This is a genomic window from Pseudomonas sp. NFACC45 (assembly GCF_900113505.1).
In the GTDB taxonomy this organism is placed as follows: domain Bacteria; phylum Pseudomonadota; class Gammaproteobacteria; order Pseudomonadales; family Pseudomonadaceae; genus Aquipseudomonas; species Aquipseudomonas tehranensis.
This window is the reverse complement of sequence record NZ_FOPO01000001.1, coordinates 67314-92863: the sequence shown is the minus strand read 5'-3', so window position 1 is coordinate 92863 and position 25550 is coordinate 67314. Positions and strand designations below refer to the sequence as shown.

The following is a 25550-nucleotide window of genomic DNA, read 5'->3' as shown; positions in this document are numbered from 1 at the left end:
ATTGCAGTCCCCCTGTGGGAGCGAGCCTGCTCGCGATGGCGGCATGTCAGTCACATCTCTACTGGCTGATCCACTGCCATCGCGAGCAGGCTCGCTCCCACAGGGTATTTTGTAGGTCAGGGACACGGGGAAGGGCTTAGCGACGGCGCATCAACCCGATGAAAAACAGGCCGCCAATGGCCGCCGTGGCGACGCCAATGGGCAAGTCTTCCGGGGCGATCAGGGTTCGGGCTGCCACATCCACCCACACCAGGAACAGGCTGCCCAGCAGCACGCAGGCCGGCAGCAGCCGACGGTGCTCGGCGCCCACCAGGCGCCTGGCGATGTGCGGCACCATCAGCCCGACAAAACCGATCGAGCCGCTGACGGACACCAGCACGCCGGTCATCAGCGAGGCGATCAGGAAAATCCACAACCTCACCTTCGCCGCGTTCAGGCCCAGGGTCACGGCGGTCTGTTCGCCCGCCATCAGTGCATTGAGCGGTCGAGCCATGCCCAGCAGCAATCCCAGCCCCAGCAACACACTGGCCGCCGGCACCGCCAGCAATTCCCAGCGCGCCAGGCCCAGGCCGCCGAGCATCCAGAACATCACTGCGGAACTGGCGCGATGGTCACCCAAAAACAGCAAGAGGTTGGCCGCCGCCATCATCACGAATGACACCGCCACGCCGCACAGCAACAAGCGATCACTTTCCAGACGGCCTTGGCGGCTGGCGATGGCCAGCACGAGCAGCATGCTCAACAACGCGCCGATAAATGCGGCCAGCGGCAGGGTCAGCAGGCCGATGATCTCACCGACATGCAGCACCACAATGACTGCACCCAGGGTCGCGCCGGACGTGACGCCCAGCAGGTGCGGGTCGGCCAGGGGGTTGCGCGTCACCGCTTGCAGGACCGCACCGATCAGCGCCAGCCCCGCGCCCACCAGGGCACCGAGCAGCAGGCGCGGTACGCGGATCAGCCAAACGATATGTTCCTGGCCGGGCGACCAGTACACGTCACCCACACCGAAAGCCTTGTTCAGCAGGATGTCCCAGACCACAGCCACCGGCACCCGCGCCGGACCGAACCCCAGGGACACCACGCACGACACCAGCATCAGTGCACCGAGGCACACCAGCAGCGCGCCATAGCGACGATTGCTCATGGGCGGTGAAAACCCTTTGCCAGGGTTTGCACCGCCAATACGTTATCGATGCCCGGCGTGGCCTGGACGTAGGGGATCACGATGAAGCGCCGGTGCTTGATCGCATCCACCGATTGCAGGGCCGGGTTGTTCAGCAAAAACTGCTGCTTCTGCTCGGCGCTGACTTCGCCGTAATCGACAATCACGATCACTTCGGGATTGCGCTCGACCACGTTCTCCCAGCTCACCCGGGTCCAACTGGTCTCAACGTCATCGAGAATGTTGCGTCCACCCGCGGCATCGATCAGTGCTTGAGGCATGCCGAGACGTCCGGAGGTCATGGCGCGGTCTTCGCCGCTGTCATACAGGAACACCCGGGGCTGGCCGGGCGGTAAATGCTCGCGCACTTCGGCCACTTGGGCCTGCATCGAGGCGATCAAGGCATTGGCGCGGTCCTGTACGTCGAAAATCTTCCCCAGGTTGCGCAGGTCGTTGTAGGTGTCTTCCAGGGTGGCCGGCGGGCGTTTCATCACGAACGCGCAGGATTCGGTCAGCTCGTACACGTTGATGCCCAGCGGTTGCAGGGTTTGCGGCGTCAAGTCGCCGCCCACCCGCATGCCGTAGTCCCAGCCGGCGAAGAAGAAGTCCACGTTGGCATTGAGCAGGGTTTCCACCGACGGGTATTTGGCGGCCAGCTCCGGCAGGCCATCAAGGATTTTTTCCATGTCGGGCGTCACTGACTTCCAGCCACTGATGCCGCTGTAGCCCACCATGCGCGGCTTGAGCCCGAGGGCGAGCATCATCTGGGTCATGTTGATGTCATGGCTGACGGCGTGTTTTGGCGCCTGGTTGAAGGTGACCTCGCGGTTGCAACTGTGGATCGTCAACGGGTAGCGGCTGGCCTCGGCCAAAGCATGTGCACTGCCGAGCAGCAGCGGCAGGAGCAGCAGGGAACGCAAGATCATGGTTGGGTTATCCAGGTGATTCGGGGGTGGGCGGCCAAGGGATGTTCGTCAATCAGCGCCTGCACGCCAAATACGTCGCGCAATAGCGTGACCGTCAGCACTTCCTTGGGCGTGCCGCTGGCGACGATGTGTCCGTGGTCGATGACGTAGAGCCGATCGCAGAACGCGGCGGCCAGGTTCAGGTCGTGGATGCTGGCGAGAGTGCCGATTCCCAGGCGTTTGATCAGTTGCAGTAGCTGGAGTTGATAACGCGGGTCGAGGTGATTGGTCGGCTCATCGAGGATCAGCAGCTGCGGCTGCTGCGCCAGGGCGCGGGCCAGGATCACCCGCTGCTTTTCCCCGCCCGAGAGTGTGGCGAAAGCATGATCGCCGAAGCCTTGTAATCCGACCGCTTCGAGGGCCTCGATGACCAGGCGGCGGTCTTCGTGACTGTCGCCATCGAACAGGCCTTTGTGCGGCGTGCGCCCCATCGCGACCACTTCCTGGACCGTCAGGCCGAAGGCGTCGGGAAACTCTTGCAACACCACAGCGATGCGTTGGGCGCACCAGCGCGAGGACTGTTTCCAAACGTTGTGATGGTCGAGTTTCACCTCGCCCGCCTCCGGCTGACTGAACCGATAGGCGCAGCGCAACAGACTGGTCTTGCCGCTGCCATTGGGCCCGATCAACCCGACAAACTCCCCGGCACCCACCTGCAACGTGGCGTCACGTAGCTGGAACTGGTGATGGCAGTGGCCATGGCCCAGGGGTGTCCAGGCGAGGTGGGAGAGGGTTAGTGCGGTCATGCAGCTACTCAAATGATTGGATCGAAACACAGTTCCCTTGTGGGAGCGAGCCTGCTCGCGATAGCGGTGGATCAGCCTGCAGAGAGGTGGCTGACAGACCGCAATCGCGAGCAGGCTCGCTCCCACAGGGAACTGCTACACCTTGGAAGCGGGCGCGATTGTAGAGGTTTCGCGCCGCCTGTCGTTAACGCGCTGTCTTCAGCTTGAAGATGAAAGCCCCTCAGGCTGGCGATTGAAACGGGTGACGAGCCGATCCAGCAACCACACCACCAGCAGCGAAGCCCCCACCAGCGGAAAAACCGCTGCCAGGGCCAGCATGATGAATACCCCGGTCTTCCAGGTCGGCAAGTCGTGACGCAGCGCGGGTACGCCGAACCTGCCCTGGGGCCGACGCTTCCACCAGATCACCACGCCGCTGACGGCGCTGAGCAGGATCATCAGGCAAATCAGCAGTACGATGATCTGGTTCAACGGGCCGAACATCTTGCCTTCGTGCAGCATCACCCCGGTTTCAGTGGCGCGGGCGACGATGCCGTAATGTTCCCAGCGCACATCCGCCAGGACCTTGCCGCTGTACTGGTCCACGTGCAGGGTCGCGTCGTTGCGCGGGTCATCGGCGAAGACCGCGATGGTGAATACGCCCGTGGCGGTGGTCGGCAGGGTGATGCTGTAGCCAGGTTCCACTTTGCGATCGGTGGCGATGTCCTGCACCGCTTGCAGGCTGACGGTCGGCGCGGCGGGGCCTTCATGGGCGCCACCGTGGGCCATGTGTTCGGCATGGTCGCCGGACATCGGCATCGGGGTATTTTCCACGGCCCAGGGTACGGTCTGGCGGTGCGCATTGTTGAGGCTGCCGGCCGCGACGTCGGACTTGGGCATGTCGTTCCAGATGGCGGCCGGGAAGCGGTTCCAGAGGTCTGCATATTGCTTGCCCCAGAAGCCGGTCCAGGTCATGCCGCTGAGCAGCATCACCAGCAGAAACGCCGCACCCCAGAAGCCGACGACCCCATGCAGGTCGCGCCAGAACACGCGACCGCGAGCGCTCCAGCGTGGCCACAACACCCCAGCCGACGACTGCCCGCGAGGCCACCACAGGTACAGGCCCGACACCACCAGGACCACGCCCCAGCCAGCGGCCATTTCCACCAGTCGGTCACCCACGGTGCCGATCATCAACTCACCGTGGATGGCCCGGGCGATGGCTTGCAGGTTGTCCTTGGCGTCCTGCTCACCGAGGACATCGCCATGGTACGGGTCGATGAACACGTTCAGTTCGCGGCCCTTGTCGATCACCACGAACTGCGCGCTGCGCTGGGCATTGATCGGCGGCAGGTACTGTTTGACCTGGCCTTCGGGGTAGGCGTGGCGGACCTGTTTGAGCAGGTCGTCCGCCGCCAGGGTGTGATGCCCGGCGGGTACGTTCAGCAGGCTGCCGTACATCAGAGGGTCGAGTTGCGGCTTGAACAGGTAAATGATACCGGTCAGGGCCAGCATCACCATGAATGGCGCCACGAACAGCCCGGCATAAAAATGCCAGCGCCAGGCCAGGTTGTAGAAGTTGGGTTTCGGTTGGCTCATTTTAGAAGCGCTCCGCAGGGCAAATGTGATCGTTATGTTTTTTGCGGTTGCTGCGCAACCGATCGCGGGCAAGCCTGGCTCCCACAGCCATGCAATCCTGTGGGAGCAAGGCTTGCCCGCGATGCTTTTAGAAACTCATATCCACCTTGGTCCAGAGCGTGCGCCCCGGTTCGTTGATGGCTTGCGGGTCACTCGCCGGGTAGCCGAACCCGGCGTTGCCGGCCAGGTTCAGGTGTTCGGCGTAGGCTTTGCCGAACAGGTTGTCGACGCCGCTGCTGACCTTCCAGTGCTTATTGATGCGGTAGGCGCCGTTGAGGGAGAACACCCCGAACCCGGAGCTCTTGCCATAATCCTTGCCCACCACGTTGCCCTTGTTCTCGTCGACACGGTTTTGCGCGGCCACCACGCGCCACAGGGCACCAGCGCTCCAGCGGTCTTCGCTGTAGGTCAGGCCCAGGCGGGCATCGAGCGGCGGCATCTGCGCCAGGGCGCTGCCATCACTGCTGTTTTTGCCCCAGGCGTAGGCCAGGGTGGCATCGGCTTTCCAGCGCTCGGTCAGTTTGTAGGCCGCGCCCAGCTCGCCGCCCATGATCCGTGCATCAATGTTTTCGGCCCGGGAGGTGGTGCCCATCATGCCGGGGGTGTAATCGAACAGGATGTAGTCGCGCACCTGCCCGACGTACCCCGATGCCCAGGCTTCGAGGGTGTCGGTCTTGTACTGCAGGCCGAAGTCGAGTTGGGTGGTTTTCTCCGGCTTGATCGAGTCGAAGGCGTTCACGGACCCGGCAGGGCCGGTTTTCGGTGAAAACAGCTCCCAGTAATCCGGGAAGCGTTGCGCGTGACCGACGCCTGCATACAGGGTGGTCGGGCTATCGGCCAGGTCATGCTCATAACGTACAAAGCCGCTGGGCAAGGTGTCGGCGCGGGTTTCGTCCGCTGTGGGATTGGGTTGTGCCGACATGCCGGAGCCGATGCTTTGCCGGTAATCCTTGGCCGAGGCGCGATCCAGACGGGCGCCGCTGACCAGCCTGTCGCGGTCGGCGGCGTACCAGGTCAACTCACCGAACACGCCGTAATTGTGAAAGTCGGCGTCCTTGGTGCGCGGCCGTTCCTTGTAGGTGTCGATGCCCATGCTGCTGCGTTGGCGATGCTCGTTGGTCTGGGCGTCCAGGCCGCTGATCAATTGCACATCGGCCCAGCGCCAGGTGGCCTTGATGCGTGCGCCGAGGGTGCGGCGGTCGACGTTGGACGCCATGGGGCCGGCCATCATCCCGGTGCCGGATGGCGTGCGCAGGGTGTAGTTGTCCATCACATGGTCGGCGTAGTTGTAGTAGACCTGCGCCTCGATGGTATCGAGCACATCGCCAATGTTCGATCGCTCGAAACGCAAGCCCAGGCTTTCACGCTTGAACTGCGAGCCATCCATGCCACGCCCGGCGTAGCGTGCTTCACCGTCGCCCTTGCCGGCGGTCAGTTCCAGCAGGGTATCGGCATCCGGCGTCCAGCCCAGCGCCACGTCGCCGTTCCACTTGTCATAGCGCGACGGCACCGTGTCATTGTTGCCGTCACGGTAATCGTCCGAATGAGCGGTGTTGCCGATCACTCGCACGTAACCCAACGGCCCACCGGCCGCCGCATCCACGACCTTGTCGAAGCGCCCGTTGGAACCGGCCAATACGCTGGCGTTAACCCGGGTGCCCAGTTCACCGAACTGCTCCGGCTCGCGCTCGAACAGGACGGTCCCGGCCGATGCGCCCGGGCCCCAGAGCACGGTTTGCGGGCCCTTGATCACGGTGAGTTTGTCGTAGGTTTCCGGCGAAATATAGGACGTCGGCGCATCCATCCGACCCGGGCAGGCGCCCAGCAGCATGCTGCCGTTGGTGAGGATGTTCAGCCGCGAGCCGAACATGCCCCGCAGTACCGGGTCGCCATTGGTGCCGCCGTTGCGCACCAGGGCGAAACCGGGAATGGTCTTCAGATAATCGCCGCCGTCGCTGGCCGGTACCGGTTGGCGCGGATCCTTGGGGTTGGTGACCACGGTCAGGGGCGAGTTGGGGGCGATGGCGGTAATGACCGTCGGGCTCAGCTCTTCGATCTTAGCTTCGTGGTGAGCATGCTCGTCGGCCAGCGCACAGGGCGCGAGTAGCAGTCCGCACAGTGCGGTGGCGGTGTAGCGAAAACGAACCCGTGGCTCGTTCGGGGGGCAGCGAACCTGGGCTGCGCCCAATGCGATGCCGGCAGAAAACCTGGACATGATGATTCCATCGAACAGACGTAAACGACACGGTCGGGCAACCTGGGGGCTGTCTTTGCGACCGAGTGAGATTAAGTGTCGGGTCTATGCGAGGAGGGGCGGTGCGCGGGTGCGGGCACCGGGGAAGAATGACGTCCGGGCATGGCCCAGGCGTGGCGAGGGGCTGGTGTAGGTGTGGGGTGGCGGTGTATCGAAGGCGGCGAAGCCATGCCCCCCCGTCAGCGCAGGGCAATTGAACAGCAGGCTGCAATAACCACACTTTTCCCACAGTACGTGATGCTCGCTCTGGGGCGGGCAATGTTCGGCTGTGGGTGCTTCATGCTCGGCGTGAACGCCCGCCGACATGTCCATTTCCATGGCCATGGTCATGGACGAAGACATGCGCTGATCCATCGGCATCGACTGAGAAATCAGTGGACCGATAAAGATCATCAGCATGGCGAACAGGCTGATCCAGCTGCCGCGTGTCAGGCTCATCAGCTGACGGCGGGGCATGACCGACCTGGCGCGGGGAGTTCGCATCGGCAGAAGTTATCAGTGGGCGTGCATTTGGGTTTTGCTGCTGTCGGGGGCTTTTTTCTGCACCGCGACATCGACCGTCACATCCCCGGCTTTTTCGAAATGCAGGGTCAGAGGGAAGCGTTTGCCGTCGCTGAGCAGGCTGCGATCTTCCAGCTCCAGCAGCATCACGTGATAGGCCATGGGTGCGAAGGTGACGCTCGCGCCAGGAGCAATCTCCACGGCAGCTACTTGTTGCATTTTCATCAGGTCGTCTTGCATCACGTGTTCGTGGAGCTCGGCTTTGCCGGCAATCGGCGTGTCGACACTGAGCAGTTTGTCGGCGGTTGTGCCCTTGTTGTGAATCACGAAGTACGCGGCCACGGTCGGCGCATTGGGCGGCAATTCCTGGGACCACGGATGGGCGATTTCAAGCTCGCCCGCTTTGTACTGGTGAGCTTGGGCGAAGCCTGCGGGAAGCAGCAGGGCGGCCAGCAGGATAAGTCTGTTCAGCATGGGTCATTCTCCGGAACGATTCAGGGCGCAGGGTCATGCGGGAAGAATCAGGCCAGAGGTGAGGCGCGGGGATTGAGGCTCGGCCATTGCTGGCGCGGTGTGGGGCTGTCGAGCAGTGGATGGGCAGGGCCGCGATGGGCCGGCTGAGCATCCAGATACAATTGCGGAGCGTGGGCGGCGAGCGCCACCAGGGGCGGCGACCCCGCACAGCACCAGCAATGCTGCATTGTCGAGTGATCGTCGTTCTGCGGCGTGCTCTGCTCGAACTTGCCCAGGGAAATCGCCACCAGCTTCGTGCCGCTGGAAGAGCAGAAACTGCCCCACAGCAATTGCTCGGCTGGCGACTGGGCCTGTGCCATCGCGCCACGGCTGCCGGAAAGCGGCATGGCAAGCATGTTGAACAGCACTGCAAAGCAGGCGATCCAGGCAAATGCAAGCCGTTGTCGGGACATGGGGCAATCCGCTCGGTTGGACGATCAGGTGGCGGTATTTAGCCTGATCGGGATTGATAAGTAAAAAGAGTGCGTGCGGTGTAGGGTCGCAGGGCTGGTATTAACAGTAGCAACAGATCATCAAGACCGTGCTGTCGTGGCAAGGGAGCAAGCTTCCTTACCACGTATGTTTGATCAATCGGTATACAGGAGGGGGCAGAACGTTTGTCAAATGGCCGTCGCATGTAATCTCAAGCCCAAAGCTCTCATGACTTTCATGATAGTTGTGAACTCTGGATTGCCCCCACTTCCCAGTGCTTTATAAAGACTCTCTCGCCCCAGGCCTGCATCACGGGCAATTTGCGTCATGCCTTTTGCCCTGGCGATATCGTTAAGAGCTGCTCGAACCAGTACGCCGTCACCCGCATCTTCTTCAAAACAGGCATCCAGATAAGCGGCCATTTCCTCAGGGGTCTTGAGGTAGGCGGCTGCATCGAAACGTGTGAATTCTTCGGTCATGATTCACTCCTTATTACCAATGGTTTGCGCCATTTGAATAGCGCGTGTGATATCCCGCTTCTGAGTCGATTTGTCACCTCCCACAAGCAGCAAATAAAACACCGAGCCTCGACGGGAGAAGTACACTCTGTAGCCCGGCCCCGAGTGAATTCGCATCTCATACACTGCGTTGCCCACCGGTTCGCAATCACCAAAATTTCCATACTCTGCAGATCGAAGCCTTGCAATGATGCGAGCTTTCCCAGAGATGTCCTTCAGTCCGCTAAGCCAGCTTGAAAATGCTCGGGAGTGTTCAAATTCGATCATTCGGATCGTATTCCTTGGGATACACATTGGCAAGCAGCACTTTCCTCCGGGTGAGACGAGGTCGTCGTGCTAATGACGGTCAGGTGCTACGGCGGGTAGTAGGGAACGGAACTATAGAATTGAGCGTCTTGGACGAAACAGCCGGCTCCGTCTTGAAAACTTGTCGGAAATGTCGCGCGGATGTGCTGAATTCAGAACCCGTCTGATACGAACAAGGCGTCCAGCACCTCATCCACCGTCCCAAACTCCCGATCCACCCCCGGCAACACCGGCCGCCGCAAAACCAGCACCGGCACCCCCCGCTCCCGCGCCACTTCCAGCTTCGGCTCGGTGGCCGTGCTGCCGCTGTTCTTGCTGACCAGCACATCGATCTGCCGTCGCTCGAACAGTTCGCGCTCAGCGTCAATATGAAACGGCCCACGGGCACCAATGACCGCACAGCGCTCATTACCGGGGTAAACATCCAGGGCGCGCAGGGTCCAGAATTGCTCGGGCGGGATTTCGTGCAGGTGTTGCAGCGGCTCGCGGCCCAGGGTGAAGAGGGGGCGGTGGAACGGTTGCAGGGCCTGGATCAGTTCGGCCCAGTCGGCCACTTCGCGCCAGTCATCCCCGACCTGGGGTTGCCATGCCGGACGGCGCAGGGCCCAGCAGAGGATGCCGCAAGCGCGGGCGGCGTGGGCGGCGTTGTGGCTGATTTGCGCGGCGTAGGGGTGAGTCGCATCCAGCAGCAGGTCGATGCCTTGCTCGCGAATGAATTGCGTCAGCCCTTCGGCGCCGCCGTAGCCGCCGACGCGCACCTGACAGGTCAGGTCGGTGGGAACGCGGCCGATACCCGCCAGGCTGTAGATGTGTGTTGGGCCCAGGGTGCGGGCGATGGCCAGGGCTTCGGTGACGCCGCCCAGCAGCAGGATGCGTTTCATTTGAGAGCTCCGGCGTGACCGACCACTGCACCCTGGCGGTCGATGGCGAAGACTTCGACCTGGACCTGAGCCGGTACGATGCTACGGGCGAAGGCCAGGGCGTGTGCGCAAACTGTGTCGCCGAGCGCGATGCCGACGGCGCTGGCCATCGCCAGGGCTTGCTGGCTGGTGTTGGCCTCGCGAATGCCTTGCTGCAAGGTTTCATCGGCGCCGATGGCCGCAGCCCATTCGGCCAATTGTGGCAGGTCGATGCTCGAGTGACGGCTGTGCAGGTCCATGTGGCCCGCAGCGAGTTTGCTGATCTTGCCAAAGCCACCGCAAAGGCTGAGCTTCTCCACGGGCACCTTTCGCACATGCTTGAGCACCGCGCCGACGAAATCGCCCATTTCGATCAGGGCGATTTCCGGCAGGTTGTAGACCCGGCGCATGGTGTCTTCGCTGGCGTTGCCGGTGCAGGCCGCGATGTGCAGGTAACCGTTGGTTTTTGCCACGTCGATGCCTTGGTGGATCGAGGCAATGTAGGCCGCGCAAGAGAACGGTCGGACGATGCCGCTGGTGCCTAGAATCGATAGCCCGCCGAGAATCCCTAGCCGTGGATTCATGGTCTTCAGCGCCAGCGCCTCGCCTCCCTCCACGTTGACTGTGACCTCGAAGCCGCCGGCATAACCGACTTCCTCGGCCAGCCGTCCCAAGTGGTCGCTGATCATTTTGCGCGGCACCGGGTTGATCGCCGGCTCACCGACGGCCAGCACCAGTCCCGGCCGTGTCACCGTGCCCACGCCGCGTCCGGCAACGAAACGAACGCCTGGCCCGTCCGTCAGCCGCACCTGGGAGAACAGCAACGCGCCGTGGGTCACATCCGGGTCATCGCCGGCATCCTTGATCGTCCCGGCTTCGGCGCCCTGCTCGGTCAGCCGGCAGAACTCCAGGCGCATCTGCACCTGCTTGCCTTTGGGCAGCACGATATCGACGGCATCGGCCTGGATGCCACAAAGCAGCAACCGCGCCGCCGCCAGACTGGTGGCGGTGGCGCAGCTTCCGGTGGTCAGGCCACTGCGCAGGGGCGCGGGTTGTTCGGCGGTTTCGTCACGCATCGAAAGGTTTCGTCAGGTCCAGCAAGGTGATCGGCAATGCCTGGCGCCAGGTGTCGAAATCGCCCAATGGCTGGGCCTGGGCAATGTGGATACGGGTCAGTTCGCCGCCATGCAGCTCGCGCCAGTTCATCAGCGTCATCTCGCTTTGCAGCGTCACCGCATTGGCCACCAGCCGTCCGCCAGGCTTGAGCTGGGCCCAGCAAGCGTCGAGCACGCCCTCGCGGGTTACGCCGCCGCCGATAAATACCGCGTCCGGCGGCTCCAGTCCTTCCAGAGCCTGCGGTGCCCGCCCGCGGATCAGTTGCAGGCCGGGCACGCCAAGGGCGTCGCGGTTACGTTCGATCAACCCTTGGCGGCCTTCGTCGGCCTCGATGGCCAGGGCTCGGCAACTGGGGTGGGCGCGCATCCATTCGATACCGATGGAGCCGCTGCCCGCCCCCACATCCCAGAGCAGTTCTCCGGGCATCGGGGCCAGGCGGGCGAGGGTAATGGCGCGCACGTCGCGTTTGGTTAGCTGGCCATCATGCTCAAACGCGGCGTCCGGCAAACCGGCCAAGCGCGACAGGCGCAACGCCGAGGGTTCGGCCCGGCATTCGACGGCGATCAGGTTCAGGTCCGCGACGCAGGGATCGGACCACTGTGCCGCACAGCTTTCGATCCGCCGTTCGGCCGTGCCGCCCAGGTGTTCGAGCACGGTCATGGGGCTGGGGCCGAAGCCGCGCTCGCGAAGCAGCGCCGCCACGGCAGCAGGACTGTGACGGTCGTTGCTCAGCAGCAACAGCCGGACGCCTGTGGATAAATGCGCGCTGAGTGCCGCCAGAGGTCGCGCCACCAGCGACAGGGTGACCACCTCCTGTAAGGGCCAACCCATGCGTGCCGCCGCCAGCGAACAGGACGAGGGTGCCGGGACGATCAGCATTTCATCGCCCCGCACCTGTTTAGCCAAGCTGGCGCCCACGCCATAGAACATCGGATCGCCGCTGGCCAGCACGCACACCGGTTCGCCGCGCCGCGCCAGCAGCGGTTCGAGGGAAAATGGACGGGGCCACAGCTCCCGTTCACCGCGGATGCACAGCGGCAACAGCGCCAGTTGGCGTTCGCTGCCCAGAATGCGCGACGCCCGCAGCAAAGCGTGGCGGGCCGTTCGGCCCAGGCCCTTGAAGCCGTCTTCACCGATGCCCACTACGGTCAGCCAGGGGGTCATCTCTGTTCCTCGAATGGATAGGGTTGATCGGCGGGCTTATTGCGCGCGCGAACCGGGCCGCCATCATACCGTGCGTCTTCGGTTATGGCGTGGGCCGTTGCGAGCCTGCCGGCGTGCGGCGCCGATTCAGACAGACCGCTATCGCGAGCAGGCTCGCTCCCACAGTTTTGACTGGGGGAGGCACTAGGTCTGTGTTTGCCACAGGTCCCGCAGAGTCTGTGGCCGTCACAAATCCCCTGTGGGAGCGAGCCTGCTCGCGATGCGCCTGCACATTCAACCCCACCTTCTCACGCAGGCAGCCGATTCATCGGTAGACGTATTTGAGGATATAGGCATACAGGTCGTTGTAGACCGACTCGGGTACGTGTTCAGCATGGGCCTGGGTCTTGAGCAGTGTCAGGTGGCACTCCTTCACCATTTCTTCGCGATCGCCAATGAGGTGGAGGCGGTTGTTGGTGATGATCTCGAAGGCATTTGCATAAACCACCTTCGGTCCCGCGATAAGCAAAGTCCCGTCCGGATCGAGGGTATAGGTGTTTTGAATGCGCAGGATCCGTTCCTTCAAGGGGCCGAACCCGCGCTCGTACAAGAATATCTGCGAGCCGCTGACTGCTTTGGCGGCCGTCTCGATAGCCAGCAGGGTCGGCTGGGCATTGCCCAGGCTGGCATTGAGCGCCGATAGCGTGACGAACCTTTCCAGCTCCTGTTTCTCCAGGCTTCTGAGGGCTCTTTTGATACTCGATAGATGAGTGAACTCTTTCTTGCAGGCGATGATGTGGGTTTCGAGCTGATAGCCCGCTGCCGTGGCCATCGGCGGGAAGGCCGCAAAATCGCTGCCGTCGAATGCGCATTCCATGATGATGTTGTATTTGTTCCTGAACGCCTCTGCGAAGATTTTCGAGCAAACCTCTCGAACAAAGTCCTCGGTATGCTCATAAGCATGCAGCACACCGCGTTGGATCATCTGGGCGTAGTGAGGGTGTTTTTCCCGGTATTCGGGCAAGTACAGGCGAACATAGTTGTCGTAGCGCCCGGAGGGCAGGAGGCTTTTTTCCAGCAGATAGGTTTTTCCCGATCCCTGCGATCCGGCGACGATCAGCATTTTGGGGGCGGACTCGGCCGTGATGCCATTGAACAGCGTGTCGGTGATTTCGGTGAACGCGGTCGTGACCTGTTCCGGGGTGTAGGCGTAGTTCGATGCGTGTGGCATATCCTGATGTCCCTATCAAAGATTCCCATGAAGTGAAGTGAGTGGTTGCCCTTTTCAATAAAGCGGGGTTTTGCGGCGTGTTCAAATGAGCGTGTGTTCCAAGATATGTATCTGTTTTTAAGGTAAAAATACCTACAGGGAAGGCGGCGGCAACTTACGTCAGCGTGCCCGGCACAGAACCCCATTGGCGGGCTTGTTCGCGAAGGCCTTGGCACATTCAACATCACCCTTTCAGGTGGACCGCTATCGCGAACAGGTTCGATCCCTCCGTTTTGTGGCCGTGATCGCCTCCCTGGCACAGCACGATGCCCGTAATCCGACCAGCAAGCTTTTCATGCCCCCCGGCAAAGCAGGCATAATGGCGGGCCTTCGCCGTTGCGGCGTGCCTTATCTACCGGTTTGCCCTTGAACGAACGTCCATCATCCAGCGTCATACGCCCCTCGGGTTGTCCGGGGTTGCTGCGTGTCGTCCAGGCGCTGGACGGTGGGATCTGCCGCATCAAGCTCGACGGTGGTTCCATTCAGGCCGATCAGGCCGACGCCGTGGCGTGGGCGGCCGAGCGGTTCGCCGGTGGCGTGATCGAGGCGACCAACCGCGCCAACCTGCAAATTCGCGGGGTGGGTCCCCGGCACGATGCGTTGGTCGAGCCCCTGCTGAACGCCGGACTGGGCCCCCGCAAACTGGCCGGCGATGACGTGCGCAACCTGATGCTCAGCCCCACGGCCGGGATCGACCGGCAGATGCTGCTCGATACCCGTCCGTTGGCCGCGCGGATTCTTTTCACCCTGCAAACCCATGAACGCTTCCATGAGCTGTCGGCCAAGTTCGCCGTGCAATTGGACGGCGGGGAAGGGGTGGCGATGCTTGAACATCACCATGACCTGTGGCTCTCGGCGCTGGTTCGCAACGGCGAGCCATGGCTGGCCTTCGGGCTGGCCGGCACCCCGCTGGATAAGCCGGACGGCGCTGTGCGCCTGGCCCAGGGACATGATTTGGTGGTGGCGGTGCTGGAGTTATTTCTCGACCTGGCCCGCTCCGACCAGACGCGCATGCGTCACTTGCTGGCCGAAATCCCGAGGGATGAGTGCCTCGTCCAGTTGGCCCGCCGCGTGGCGTTGCAGCCCTGTGCGGATTGGCGGCGGGACCAGTCCATCGACGGATTGCACATCGGCATCCATTCCCAGCACGACGACCGGGTCTACGTTGGCGCGGCGGCACCTTTGGGCCGGCTCGACGCCGTCATGCTGCGCGCAGCGGCGCAACTGGCGCGGGACAAGGGCGACGCCAGTTTGCGTTTCACCCCCTGGCAAAGCCTGTTGCTGCCCAACGTGCGCCGCGAGGAAGCGGACAATGTGCTGGCGCGGCTCGAAGGGTTGGGGTTGTTGTGTGCAGTCGATCAACCCTTGGCGCAACTCATCGCTTGCACCGGCTCCAGTGGCTGCGGCAAAGCCTTGGCCGACACCAAGGCCGATGCTCGTCAATTGGCCGAGCTGCTGCAACGTCAGGGCCGCGCCCTGAAGATCCATCTGTCGGGCTGTCCGCGTTCCTGCGCAGCGGCCCATGTCGCGCCCGCCACCTTGCTGGCGGTCGCCCCCGGTCGTTACGACCTGTATTTTCGCGATGCGACGCAGCCGGGTTTCGGCGCGTTGCAGGCGCACGATCTAACTATTGAAGCGCTCGGCCACTGGCTCGACGCTCGCCCCCGGAGCCCCCTTGATGCTTGATTACATCCGCGACGGTCAGGAGATCTATCGCAACTCCTTCGCGATCATTCGCGCCGAAGCCAACCTGGCGCGCATTCCGGCCGACCTGGAAAAACTCGCGGTGCGGGTGATTCACGCCTGCGGCATGGTCGAGGCTGTCGATGGCCTGCAGTTTTCCGAGGGCGCCGGCACGGCGGGACGCCAGGCGCTGGCCGCCGGTGCGCCGATCCTGTGCGATGCGCGGATGGTTTCCGAGGGCGTGACCCGGGCTCGCCTGCCCGCGAACAATCCGGTGATCTGTACCCTGCGCGACGAGAGCGTGCCGGCGTTGGCCCTTGAATTGGGCAATACCCGCTCGGCCGCCGCCCTGGAGCTTTGGCGTCCGCACCTGGAAGGCAGCGTCGTGGTGATCGGCAATGCGCCGACCGCCCTGTTCTACCTGTTGGAAATGCTCGATGCCGGCGCGCCGAAACCGGCGCTGATTCTCGGCTTTCCGGTAGGTTTCGTCGGTGCCGCTGAGTCCAAGGCGATGCTGGCGGCCAACAGCCGTGGCGTGCCGTTCGTGATCATGCAAGGCCGGCTCGGCGGCAGCGCCATGGCCGCCGCCGCCGTCAACGCCCTCGCTACGGAGATTGAATGATGCAGCAGCCTGGACGTCTGATTGGCCTCGGCGTTGGCCCCGGTGACCCGGAACTGATTACGGTCAAGGCCCTGCGCCTGCTGCGCGAATCGCCGGTGGTGGCGTACTTCGTCGCCAAGGGCAAGAAGGGCAACGCCTTCGGCATCATCGAGGCGCATCTGCAGGAGGCACAAACGTTGTTGCCACTGGTCTATCCGGTGACCACCGAAGCGTTGCCGGCACCGCTGTCCTATGAACAGGTCATCGCCGACTTCTACGACACCGCTGCCCAACAGTTGGCCGTGCATCTGGATGCCGGTCGCGACGTGGCGGTGATCTGCGAGGGCGATCCGTTCTTCTACGGCTCCTACATGTACTTGCACGATCGCCTGGCCGAGCGCTATGACGCCGAAGTGATTCCTGGCGTGTGCTCGATGCTCGGGGGCGCCTCGGTGCTGGGTGCGCCGCTGGTCTATCGCAACCAGAGCCTGTCGGTGCTCTCCGGCGTATTGCCCTTTGAGGAACTCAAGCGCCGCCTGGCCGATGCCGATGCGGCGGTCATCATGAAGCTGGGACGCAATTTCCCCAAGGTCCGTCAGGTACTCCAGGAACTGGGCCTGGACGGCCGAGCGTTGTATGTCGAGCGGGCAACCATGGCCAACCAGAAGATCGTGCCGCTGGATGAAGTCGAGCCCATGTCCTCGCCGTACTTCTCGCTGATCATCGTGCCGGGCGAACGGTGGCAAGGTTGATGACGTCCAAGGCGCCGGCCATCGTCATTCTCGGCCCCGGCAGCCTCGCAACGGCCCGGCGGATCCAGCAGCGCTACCCTGATGCCTTGATCCACGGCCTGGCCGGACGGGTTGAGGGTGCGGACAGCCAATACCACGAGTTCGGCGCGACGCTGCGCGAGCTCTACCAACAGGACAGGCCGATCATTGCCCTGTGCGCGGCCGGCATCGTTATCCGCACGCTGGCGCCGCTGCTGCTGGAAAAAGGCGTCGAACCGCCAGTGCTGGCAGTGGCCGAGGATGGCAGCGCCGTGGTGCCGCTGCTTGGCGGGTTGGGCGGGGTCAATGTCATGGCCCGTGAGATCGCGGCAGCGTTGCAAGTCGCTCCAGCAATCACCACCAGCGGCGAATTGCGTTTCGGCACCTGCCTGCTCAATCCGCCGAGCGGTTACCGTCTTGACGACCTGGAGCAGGGCAAACGCTTTGTGTCCGATCTGCTGGCCGGTGAGTCGGTGCGTATTGAGGGGGCTGCGCCATGGCTGGATCAGGCGCAACTGCCCCAGGATGAACAGGCGCGTCTGGCCATTCGTGTTGACTGTGCAGCGGCTGCGCCCGCACCGGATGAATTGCGGATTTATCCGCGCACTGTGGTGGTGGCGGTGCCCGCGGGTGCGCCGGTGTCCATTGACGAAGTTTTGCGTGAAGCCGGTCTGGCGGTGCAATCGCTGGCGTGTCTGTTGGCGGCGGACAGCGACATGGCGCGTCCGGATCTACAGGCAGCCGCATCGGCATTGAACGTGCCGCTACGGTTCGCAGGGGCCAGTGCTGACGTTGCCCAAGGGTTGAGCGATGCCCTTGAGCAACCGGCAGCGGTGCGCAGGGTGGGCGATTGTGCGATCGCCGTAGCCGAGCAGCCCCTCGACCCCCAACAGATCGGCCGTCCGCGCGGGCGTCTTGCCGTGATCGGCCTTGGCCCGGGCGCTGCCGATCTGATGGTGCCGGCCGTGCGCGCCGAACTCGACCGAGCCACCGATGTGCTTGGCTACGAAACCTACGTACGCATGGCCGGTCCCTTTCGGCCCGATCAGGTGCAGCACTGCACCGATAACCGCGAGGAAATGCAGCGTGCCCGACATGCCTTCGAGCTGGCGGCCCAGGGGCGCTCCGTGGTGGTGGTGTCGTCCGGCGATCCAGGCGTTTTCGCCATGGCCGCCGCGGTGCTCGAAGCGCTGCACGAATCGAAGGATGCCCACTGGCACAACGTCGACTTGCAAATTCTCCCTGGCGTCTCGGCCTCCCTGGCCACCGCCGCCCAGGCCGGTGCGCCGCTGGGTCATGATTTTTGCGTGATGTCGCTGTCGGACAATCTCAAGCCATGGTCGATCATCGAGAAACGCCTGGATCTGGCGGCTGAAGCAGACCTGGCCCTGGCGTTCTACAACCCGATCTCCCGTTCCCGACCGTGGCAGCTGGGGCGAGCGCTGGAGATCGTTGCGCAACATCGCACGCCGCACACGCCGGTGGTGTTGGGGCGTGACATCGGGCGTCCAGGTCAGACCCTGCGGGTCACGACTTTGGGGCAGTTGACCCCGGATCAGGTGGACATGCGCACCATGGTGCTGGTGGGGTCTTCCACCACTTGCGTGTTCCCTCGCGCTGAAGGTGGCGACTGGGTCTATACCCCGCGCTGGTATGGCAGCAAACCTCTTTGATTCGCCTCGGCAGCCCGTACGGGCTGCCATTATCCAGTGAGTTGCTTACTTACCGCTGGCTATAAAAATCGATGGAGAACCAAGTTGCCGTTAAACTTCTTGTTACAGGGAGTTTGTGTTTTTATTTGGAAATTTATTCAGTTTGAATGACGTCGGGTGATGCGTTAGTTTTGCGTCACCTTATCGGACGTGTTGCGTTCTTAATGTTAACTATCCAAGTGCCTGGAGGCACTTATGGACTGCTGTTGCCTGAAATCGGCTTCGGCATATTTATATGCAATAAATGGAATTATTGGTGATGAGTGAGAACGGAATAAGATCGGCGCAAGGTTACGTCGATTTCATGGGTTTGTTGAAACTGAAGGATCTTGAGCAAGCATTGATGCCGCATAAAGGCACTGATCAATACGAGGCGGTGCTGCGCTATTATTTTGGCTGTATCGCCTCGCTGGATTCGCCATCGATGTTGGAGCCGCTGGGGCTGCTCAAGCAGGCATTGAGGGCGTTTCTGGGCACTGGGCGTCAACGACGCACGGCGGAGCTGGAACCGTCCGGTGCAGCTGAGGCTGTGGACCTGGCGCACATCTACACGACCGTCGAAAGTTTTGAAACACGTCTGCACAACAGCGTCGAGCAGTTAAGGACAGTGGCGCTCGAAGTTCCTAAAAAGTTGCATTTCGTCTGGCTGGGAGGCGGCATTGGCGCGATTCAGCGCGACTACATCAATGTCTGGAAACAAGTGATGGCCGAGGAAGGCTATCAACTTGGTCTCTGGTATGACAGCGATGCGTTGTTGGCTTATGAAACCAATCGGATCATTGTCGAAGCCGCCAAGGCCGATGCCATGCTCCAGGGTGCAATGGATATTACCGATGCATTTGAATTGGGTGATCGCTACGAAGAGCGAGTGATTGTCCTGAAGCAGCAGATGTTCGCTCATATCAAGGAAGTGGTGGAAAACGGCGGTAGTGGCGATGACGCGAGGATCGATCTGCTGGTCCGAGCCTATGGCCAGGACAAGGCTCGGCTGACTGCCCTGAAGGCGGCCAACCTGCTCAGCCTTTCGGCCTTGGCCGAAGGGAGCCTGACATTGCGTGATCTTGCCCAGGGCGAGGCTCCCTTGCAGTTGCAAGATATCTACGAGCGGGAGATCAGCCTGCGTTGCAACCTGGCTTCAGGCTCCGATGTGGTACGCGTCGAAGCACTGTTCAACGAAGGCGGCCTCTACGCCGACGTCGATAACCTGCCGCCCTTGCTGGATAAACTGGGAGGCGTGGACATCCGCGAGTTCCAGACGGACGCACGCCTGGGCGTGCTGCAGCTGCTGCTCGATCGCAATCCTGAGTGGATGCCCGGTCGTCAGGCTTTGCGTGGTAAATACACGAACTATCAAGACCAGATCCCATTGGAAAGCCGTGAGGCGCTCGAGCGTTTCGCTGACAGCAAGCCTGAGCTCAAGCAGGTGTTTGGCATACCGGCAGAGCGTCTCGCCCGGCCGTATGAATTGCGCGCTGTCGCCGAGCAGCATTCGATGAGCAACGCGTTCCTGATGGCTCATCCAGGGGCCGCGATGCTCAAGACCGTCATCGATCGTTTCAGGCTCAACTATGAGATCGTCGATGCCACCGCGCGCTTGGCCGATGAGCAAAACGTTGCCCTCACCGACATCCACGCCATGGAAGATCTTGCTGCGCAAGCTGCGACAGCGGTGTTCGGCAACTTGCGTGAGCTGCCCCCGGAAGAGGAAATGGCGGTCTCTTTTCTGGCTCAGGCAGCCGCCACTTACTACAGCGACGGCATCCGCCCCCAGAGCGAAGTGACCATCTACCTGACCGGGCCTGGTGCCATGCGCGCCGCCATGCTGGATTATCAGCGGGCCAACTTCACGCCTCGAAGCGCTGAAAACTGGCGAACGGAGATCGCCATTCCCGCCATCGCGACGGTGAACCGAGCCACCGAGGAAGAACTGGATCATTCCTGGAAAGAGAACGAAAAAGACGGCGTGCAATGGCTCGGCAATGAGAAAAAAAGCTGGCAGCAGGGCCGCTTCCAGGCACGTTACGCCGGTGAGCTGGCGGAACTGCTCAAATACCGCACGCTTCAGTTCGATGAAGGCTGGCCGGTGTTGGAAGGGCGTCACGTGCTGTCCACCGACTTGCTGCAGCATTTGGCCGATCAGTTGGGTGAGCCTTTCATGGCGGTGATGGGGAGCAGCCACACCGGTGTGGTCGCCTTCGACCAGCCGATACCGCTGAGTTTCGACGCGCGCCAGGCGATCCGCGCCCAAAGTTCCAGTCTGCTGCCGCCTGCGTCGTTGGGCGATTCGCAGACGCAGCGGCTTTCTGTCGCTGAGCTGCTGGGCCAACTTGCCGATGGCCATCTCGACGTGGTGCAGTTGAGCCCTCTGCAACGTCTGCTGCTGGGGACTTTGATCGGCGCAAAGTCCCTGGATAATCGCAACTTCGATGCACTTCGCCCGCAATTGGACAACCTGGCCAACAACCTTGGCGAACGGGGGACCGTGGGCAGCTACGCCATGATCGAACAGGCGTTGTACCGACAGCACGCGCCGGCGTTCCTGGCCGGATTGGCCGACCCGGTCGAATATTCGCTCCTGCATGCGGACACCGCCCTGGGCCTGAAGAAAGACGCCTTGGAGCGGCCGCTGACGTTGCGCCAATGGGGCCGGCAAGTGGCTCGGATCCAGCGGTTGGCGCAGATTGAGTACCGTACCCGGGTCACCGAGTGTGTCGGTGTCGTGCTGGATGGTTTCGAGGCCGACGTGACCAAGCCTGTGCCGCAGGATCTGCTGCTTCAGGGCGAAGGAGACAGGGTGGGCGGACGTTGCTATCCATTGACCCTGGCCATGGCGGCTGCGTTGTCGGCGGGGAAGGCAGCGGTCAACACCCTGCGCGAGCGGTTCTACCTGGGGGCCATCGAGCCCGAGGCAAGCGATTGCGTGACCTTTTTGCAAGGGGTGGAAGCGTTGCGCGATGTGCAGACCGGCGACGTCGGCAGTGCGCTGGCGCGCTCGGACCTGAAACAGGTCGTGGAGATTCTGCAAGCCAGGACGACCACCAGCACGTTGATGCTCAGCTCCGACAACCACGCCATGCTGGTGGCAAGGACCGTCGAGGGCGAGCGCAGTACCTATCACTTCTACGATCCGAATTTCGGCGTATTCGAGTTCGAGCACGCCACGCGGTTCAGGCAGGCGCTGGAGCGCTTCTTCCTCGATCAGGGGATGGCCGGTTATTACGCGGCGTACGGCGAGGCGACGCATCCGACCTTCGATCTGCTTGAGCTGGACGGTGAGCGAGTAGCGGAAATCGAGCTGCCGGGTGCGATCAAGGTCTCGGATCTGCTGCAACCCGCAGCCTTGCCAGGACAGGCGCAACGTCCTGTGCGACAGCGGCTGGCCTCTGCCCGTGGGCAATCGCTGATGAGCAATTCCCGGCTTGGCAGTTGCCTGATGGCGCTCGATGGCCATTGGTGGGGGCAACAGATCGCGCACGTGACCACCGGCCTTCAGCAGCAGGATCAGTTGGCGCCGCGGTTTGTGCCGTTGTTCGAGACCCTGGAGATCACCCCGGACGGCTCGTACCGGGTGAGCCTGATCGATCCTGAAGATCCCGAGCACCTGGTGCGGGTAACCTCAGATGACCATCGACTCCTGCGTATCAAAAGCTACCTGTCGGAACGCTTCCTGGCCCTTGCCAACAAGCCCTCCGTGCCCAGCGATCCTGTCGAGGTGGGAAGTGTTCACACCCTGAATGCCGGCTTCGCCATCCAGGCGCTGATGATGGCGTTGACCGCGCATGAAGGGGCTGATCGGCCCCTGTCTCTGGCCGTGCGGCTGCACGCCTATGTCAATTACGCGCAATTGGTGCATGGCGTCGTGTCCGATGTGGCGGGGCTGGTCGGGCTGGTCCGACAGGCCCTGGCAGAAGAGAAACTCATCGCCCGCACCGTCGCTCCGGTGGTCAAGGCGGCCGTAGGGTCTGGCTTGAGCGAAGCGACCGGCGGCCTCCTGCAACTGGCGAATGTCGGGTTCGACATCTACCAATTGGTGACCGCGACCAACGAAGTCGCACGCGCCCAGTTCGGCACTCAATTGGCGTTCGACTCGGCCGGGCTGGTGTTGTCGGCCGGAGCGCTCGCAGCAGGCGCCACCACCGCCGGCGCTTTTCTTGGCGGGGCCGGGGTGATCCTGGGTGGGTTGGCGGTGGGGGTGGCGGCGCTGGCCCAAGGGTTTGCGACCATTGCCGAGCAAGCCAAACAGGTCGGGCTGTTCTTCGACGAGATGACTAAGGCGCATCTGCAGCCCTATCGGTTTGACGCGCATGGCAAGGCCTGGCTCCCGCACTCGTCATTGATTGTCCGGACACTGGACCTGGCTCGCGGCCAACTTCAGCTGGACAGTCCCAGGCTGTATCCGTTGCGGGATCATTTCGGCGTGCCGACGTTCGATCTCGACTATGACCGGTCGATCGATATTCGCCGCGAATTGCGCCTGCCCGGTCGGGTCATGTTCACCCCCCCCGCCGGCCAGGCCATCGTACTGCCCGGCACGCCGCAAGCCTGCTATCGCTATGAGTACAAGGCGCTGCCATTCGCCAGCTTGCGCCATGACGCCGGGTTCGACACCGCACGGCGCCTGGAGAAGAGAAAGGCCGATGGCGGGTGGCTGTTCCTGTTTTCGTTCTACTCGTTCCCCAGCGACTACATCCTGAATCGCCTGGTCCCGGACTACCGGCCAACGGTCATCGATGTGCTGCTCGACGACCACGAGCGTTCACTGGTGGTGCCTGCCGTTCCCACGGACTGGCAAGGGAAGATTGCCTATCAGATCCGCAGCGCCGGCAAACGCTGTGTGGTGACGCTCAATCCCGGTGTGAGCCTCACCCTGGAGTCGTTGAGCCTGCACGAGGCCAGTTGGGTGCTGGACGCTCCGTGGGCCACCGAAGGCGATATCCGGCTCGAGCGCAGCAGCAGGATGTTCGTGGGCGATATCCAGGTGAACTTTACGGGGCCCCGCCGCCACCAAATATTGCTGCGCCTCAGCGAGAACCAGGTATTCCAGGTCGAGATGACGGAGCTCAAGCTGAGCCTCATCGAGCAGGACGTGCCGCCAGGCATGGAACGGCAGACCTTGCAGACGCACCTCAAGGCCCTGGCCCGGGAGCACCGTCTGGTGATGCCCTACACGCCTGTCCACCACTACCTGGTTCCGTTCGAAAAGCCGGACGAGCCTCGTTACATCACCGCTTGGTATGACACCCGGGAAGATCGTTTCCTGTATATCCGCAACGACGTACCGGGTGCCGAAGACGCGATCCTGGGGACCGTGGCGGGCGGCTGCGCCTACTTTTTCGAACCAGAGAACGTGATTGTCTGGCAAGTCGATGCGGTCACCGGGCTGCTGAGCCACCGTTATTGGTTATGGCCGGCGAAAGGCAAGCAGACGACCATCAAAAGTATCGAGGCGGACCCTCAGGGAGTGGTGCATGTGGTGCAGGAAGTCACCCGCGAGGATCAGACCACCGAGGTGCTGGTCTATGTCATCCATGATGGGCAGTTGCTGCTGAGTTCTGTGACCCGGGATCTCGATCCGACGCTGGAGTCAGTCTTCAGCGCCAGCGAAACGCTGGCCGACTGGTCGCAGGTGTTGGGCGCGGGCTATCCCTTTACCCCGTACGTCGGTGATCGTACCTATGCCACCGTCAACTGGCAGCCGGCCCCCTTTGTTTCGGTCTGCTGGAAGATCGAGGAGACGTTGCGAGACATGGCCTGGATTCGCCGCAGCGACCAATTGATCATCCGTCCCTCGCCGAGACGCAATCATTACCGGGGATGGCCGGACTCGATCAAGAATCTCACCGATCTGACGCTGCTCACACCGGCGCAGGGGAGCAATGTGTTTGTCATCTACGACAAGACCAAGCAGGAGCTGTGCCGCAGGCAGCGCACCCTGGTGGAGGGAAAAGGGCAGTGGTCCAACCGGTGGCTACGCTCCGAGAAACTGGACAATATCATCGCCGTCGAGGACGGCTATCTGGCTCTGATGTCCGATGGCCTGTTCTACAACCTGACGGACCAGGGACGCCAGGAACTGGGCGGTGTGACTGAACATTGGTTCAAGGACCGCGTGCATTGGTGGTCGGAATTGGAACCGTTAGCCCGGCGCTATCCGGGCAAGCCTCTCGCTCTGATCGGCCTGGCCAACTTCACCGGGGACGCGAAGCTGGGGGCCTGGTACATCGACAACAGATTGCTGTTGATCGACCCGGGGCACGGCAAGGAAGTGCGCCTGCTGAGCGCAACGCCGGACGGCGAGGCGGCCTGGTTATTCAATGTTTCAAGTGGTGAAGTCTATCGTCAGGCGTTTATCGATCCGCAACGCCTGGAGCCGGCCTTTGGCGAAGGTTCCCAACTGTTGCAGGCTGACGCGCTGCCCGTCCCACAGCGCGTATGGGCGCCTTGGCAATTCGCCGAACTGACGGTCGAAGGGGCGGGTTTGCGCGGCGTGACATTCGAAGGCGTGGTGGTCTCGTTGCGAGACCCGGAGCCGGCGTTCATCACCGGTGTCACGCTTGAGTGGGTCATCGCTCAGGGTGGGCGTGAGCGTGAGGGGCTTAAGCGATTGCTGGAGTATCCCTTCCATGGCCCGCTGTTGTCGGTGGAGGATCCGGATAACCTGAAATGGTTCGTCACCCAGAGCAAACGCCTGATCCGGGTACCACGGGCCGCGGTTCCCGAGTCTTTCGAAGTGCTTGGGACGCAGAAACAAACCAATCTGCTGATTCATGAAGGTGACAATGGAAAACTGCTCACCTATCCGGACATAGGGCATGCGGGGCCCCTCAGTTATGTACAGCGCAATGGCGAAGTCATGGTCATGGAGGGACAGACGAAGATCGAGGACCTCCTGCCGCTGATGCCCGACGGTGTCACGACCCTGGTCCTGCGCATGGGGCAAGGTACGGAGAGTTATCGATTGTCGAAGGCGGCTTGGTTGAGGCTCGAATCGGTCATTGTCCATTGTCGGCATTCCCTGGACAACGCAGCAACAGAGCCGGGCAAGTTGATCTGGGAACTGGATGAGCCGGAAAAGTTGCTGCTCAGTCTTGTCGACGAACACTTGGTCATCATCGACCCGGACAGCGGGCACAGCGTGATATTTCGTGAGGCGTATGCCGCGGATATCGGCCTGCGGGGCGACGTCCTGCTCAGTTTCGAAAAACATCGGCGTTACGCTGTTTCGACGCTGATTCAGCGAATGGACGCTCGGCACAGTACCCAGGGCAGTGTAGCGCTGAAAGAGCTGCTGAGCGTCCCGGCTGTTGTGGAAAACAGCTTGGCGGATTAATGCAGGTTT

The 25550-nt window shown here is 62.3% G+C and carries 19 protein-coding genes; 5 read left to right on the top strand and 14 right to left on the bottom strand.

Features of this window, described 5'->3' with window-relative positions; translation table 11 throughout:
- Positions 1-136: 136 nt before the first annotated feature.
- The 14 genes from BM132_RS00395 to BM132_RS00330 form a co-directional block, all read right to left on the bottom strand.
- Positions 137-1147, bottom strand: coding sequence for a FecCD family ABC transporter permease (locus BM132_RS00395; protein WP_092452256.1), 1011 nt, complete (start codon positions 1145-1147; stop codon positions 137-139).
- Positions 1144-2091 (bottom strand): ABC transporter substrate-binding protein, encoded by a 948-nt coding sequence (locus BM132_RS00390; protein WP_092452253.1) that lies wholly within the window; start codon positions 2089-2091, stop codon positions 1144-1146. Before BM132_RS00390 ends, BM132_RS00395 begins: the two co-directional genes overlap by 4 nt.
- Complete coding sequence (locus BM132_RS00385; protein ID WP_092452251.1) at positions 2088-2876, bottom strand: ABC transporter ATP-binding protein; 789 nt, start codon at positions 2874-2876, stop codon at positions 2088-2090. The genes BM132_RS00390 and BM132_RS00385 overlap by 4 nt, the downstream gene beginning before the upstream one ends.
- Before the next feature lie 198 nt (positions 2877-3074).
- Positions 3075-4454: a PepSY-associated TM helix domain-containing protein gene (locus tag BM132_RS00380; RefSeq protein ID WP_092452248.1), complete on the bottom strand. Its 1380-nt coding sequence runs from the start codon at positions 4452-4454 to the stop codon at positions 3075-3077.
- A 127-nt stretch (positions 4455-4581) separates the two neighbouring features.
- Positions 4582-6708: a TonB-dependent copper receptor gene (locus BM132_RS00375; RefSeq protein ID WP_092452245.1), complete on the bottom strand. Its 2127-nt coding sequence runs from the start codon at positions 6706-6708 to the stop codon at positions 4582-4584.
- 84 nt (positions 6709-6792) lie between these two features.
- Positions 6793-7230: a DUF2946 domain-containing protein gene (locus tag BM132_RS00370; protein ID WP_371264083.1), complete on the bottom strand. Its 438-nt coding sequence runs from the start codon at positions 7228-7230 to the stop codon at positions 6793-6795.
- 12 nt (positions 7231-7242) lie between these two features.
- A complete protein-coding gene (locus BM132_RS00365; protein ID WP_092452242.1) occupies positions 7243-7722 on the bottom strand; it encodes a copper chaperone PCu(A)C in 480 nt (159 codons plus the stop codon).
- 47 nt (positions 7723-7769) lie between these two features.
- Complete coding sequence (locus tag BM132_RS00360; RefSeq protein WP_092452239.1) at positions 7770-8174, bottom strand: DUF2946 domain-containing protein; 405 nt, start codon at positions 8172-8174, stop codon at positions 7770-7772.
- Positions 8175-8381: 207 nt separating this feature from the next.
- Positions 8382-8672 (bottom strand): addiction module antidote protein, encoded by a 291-nt coding sequence (locus BM132_RS00355; RefSeq protein ID WP_092452236.1) that lies wholly within the window; start codon positions 8670-8672, stop codon positions 8382-8384.
- A 3-nt stretch (positions 8673-8675) separates the two neighbouring features.
- Complete coding sequence (locus BM132_RS00350; protein ID WP_092452233.1) at positions 8676-8978, bottom strand: type II toxin-antitoxin system RelE/ParE family toxin; 303 nt, start codon at positions 8976-8978, stop codon at positions 8676-8678.
- Between the two features lie 191 nt (positions 8979-9169).
- The gene (locus BM132_RS00345; RefSeq protein ID WP_092452230.1) at positions 9170-9898 is read right to left on the bottom strand and encodes a cobalt-precorrin-6A reductase; all 729 of its coding nucleotides are present in this window, start codon (positions 9896-9898) and stop codon (positions 9170-9172) included.
- Complete coding sequence (locus BM132_RS00340) at positions 9895-10992, bottom strand: cobalt-precorrin-5B (C(1))-methyltransferase (RefSeq protein WP_092395870.1); 1098 nt, start codon at positions 10990-10992, stop codon at positions 9895-9897. The genes BM132_RS00345 and BM132_RS00340 overlap by 4 nt, the downstream gene beginning before the upstream one ends.
- Entirely contained in the window at positions 10985-12196 is a 1212-nt protein-coding gene (gene cbiE / locus BM132_RS00335) for a precorrin-6y C5,15-methyltransferase (decarboxylating) subunit CbiE (protein ID WP_092452227.1), read from the bottom strand. Before cbiE ends, BM132_RS00340 begins: the two co-directional genes overlap by 8 nt.
- 304 nt (positions 12197-12500) lie before the next feature.
- Positions 12501-13406, bottom strand: coding sequence for a zeta toxin family protein (locus BM132_RS00330; RefSeq protein WP_092452224.1), 906 nt, complete (start codon positions 13404-13406; stop codon positions 12501-12503).
- A gap of 405 nt (positions 13407-13811) precedes the next feature.
- On the opposite strand from BM132_RS00330, the gene cobG reads away from it, so the two are divergent.
- The 5 genes from cobG to BM132_RS00305 all read left to right on the top strand — a co-directional run bounded on the left by cobG (position 13812) and on the right by BM132_RS00305 (position 25541).
- Positions 13812-15131, top strand: coding sequence for a precorrin-3B synthase (gene cobG, locus BM132_RS00325; RefSeq protein WP_256244063.1), 1320 nt, complete (start codon positions 13812-13814; stop codon positions 15129-15131).
- On the top strand, positions 15124-15750 hold the full coding sequence (locus BM132_RS00320; RefSeq protein ID WP_047227378.1) for a precorrin-8X methylmutase: 627 nt from the start codon (positions 15124-15126) through the stop codon (positions 15748-15750). Before cobG ends, BM132_RS00320 begins: the two co-directional genes overlap by 8 nt.
- Complete coding sequence (locus tag BM132_RS00315; RefSeq protein WP_092395878.1) at positions 15747-16481, top strand: precorrin-2 C(20)-methyltransferase; 735 nt, start codon at positions 15747-15749, stop codon at positions 16479-16481. Before BM132_RS00320 ends, BM132_RS00315 begins: the two co-directional genes overlap by 4 nt.
- Positions 16481-18172 (top strand): precorrin-3B C(17)-methyltransferase, encoded by a 1692-nt coding sequence (gene cobJ / locus BM132_RS00310; RefSeq protein ID WP_092452219.1) that lies wholly within the window; start codon positions 16481-16483, stop codon positions 18170-18172. Before BM132_RS00315 ends, cobJ begins: the two co-directional genes overlap by 1 nt.
- A gap of 298 nt (positions 18173-18470) precedes the next feature.
- Positions 18471-25541, top strand: a complete 7071-nt coding sequence (locus BM132_RS00305) for a TcdA/TcdB pore-forming domain-containing protein (RefSeq protein WP_092452216.1) — start codon at positions 18471-18473, stop codon at positions 25539-25541.
- Positions 25542-25550: the final 9 nt, after the last annotated feature.